Below are 1,218 nucleotides of genomic sequence, written 5' to 3' on the forward strand. Positions count from 1 at the left end.
GGCCCGGTCGGCGGGCGGGCCAGCGACGCCCCGGTCAACCGGCGACCCTCACAGTCGGTGACCACCAGCCGATCCGCCGGCCCGACGATCGTGATCTCCCCCTTGTGATGCAACCGATGATGAAACGGGCACAACAACACGAGATTCTCTAGTTCGGTCGCCCCGCCATGCTCCCAATGGACCAGATGATGGGCATGCAAACCCCGCGTCGCCCCACACCCAGGCACCGCACACGTCCCATCGCGATGCTCCAACGCCCGCCGCAACCGACGACTGATCGTCCGCGTACTACGCCCCGCACCCATCGGCGTGCCATGACGCTCCAACCACACCTCACAACTGGCATCACACAACAAGAACTGGCGCTCCCACTCCGCCAGCACCGGCCCCAGATGCAGCGCCACCGACCCCTTCTCGACGTCGTAATGCACCACCACCGTCGTGCGCGCCCCATGCGGACGCGCCGCCGCTTCGGCGTCCCAACCGGACTCGACCACACTCATCAACGCATCCACGGTGTCCGGGAACGGCGGCACCTCCACACCATCCCGGCCATCCCTGCCATCAGCGTCAGGGTTGTCGTGGTCGCGTCGCCAGTCCGCGACCAACCCCTCCCTGTGCGCACCCAACGCCGCATCGAACTTCGCCGCCTCCAACCTCGGCAACCGAATCCGATACGTCGTACACCCATCCTGTTCACACCTGCTGAACGACCGCACCGAACCATCCCGCCGCTCCGGCTGCGGGCGAGGCTCCTGCTTGACCGCCGTACGCAACTGCGTCACCGTCGCCATCGTGGCCAGCTCGGCATAATGATCATCAGAACCATCAGCGGCATGCTCGGCGATCACCCCGAACTGATCCAGTGACATCTGCCCCTGGCGCAGGTTCGCCGCCAACCGCGGAAACACCTCCAAGCGTTGGGCAATGGCCACCATCACCTGAGCGTTACGCGGTGACATCCCCAACCGCCACGCCACCAACTCCACCAACGACCGACACCCCGTATGACCCCACAACGACGGCCCATCGCCACCATCGATCTCGGCGACAATCTCCACCAACCGACCATCAAGAGCATTCCGCTGCCCCACCAACTCAGCAGCCTCGTCATAGAGCGCCGACAACCGATCAGACACCGAATTCACCACATCAGCGGCGTAAGGCGTTGTCGGAGGCGGCATACCACGATTCTAAAGACAGGGTCCGACACGTAGC

The 1,218-nt window shown here is 64.6% G+C and carries 1 protein-coding gene; it reads right to left on the bottom strand.

The features are described from left to right. A partial coding sequence (locus G154_RS08245) for an HNH endonuclease signature motif containing protein (protein ID WP_036479317.1) occupies positions 1–1,184 on the bottom strand: 1,184 nt, incomplete at its 3' end. Between the last annotated feature and the right edge of the window lie 34 nt (positions 1,185–1,218).

Source organism: Mycobacterium sp. VKM Ac-1816D, assembly GCF_000416385.1.
GTDB lineage: Bacteria > Actinomycetota > Actinomycetes > Mycobacteriales > Mycobacteriaceae > Mycobacterium > Mycobacterium neoaurum_A.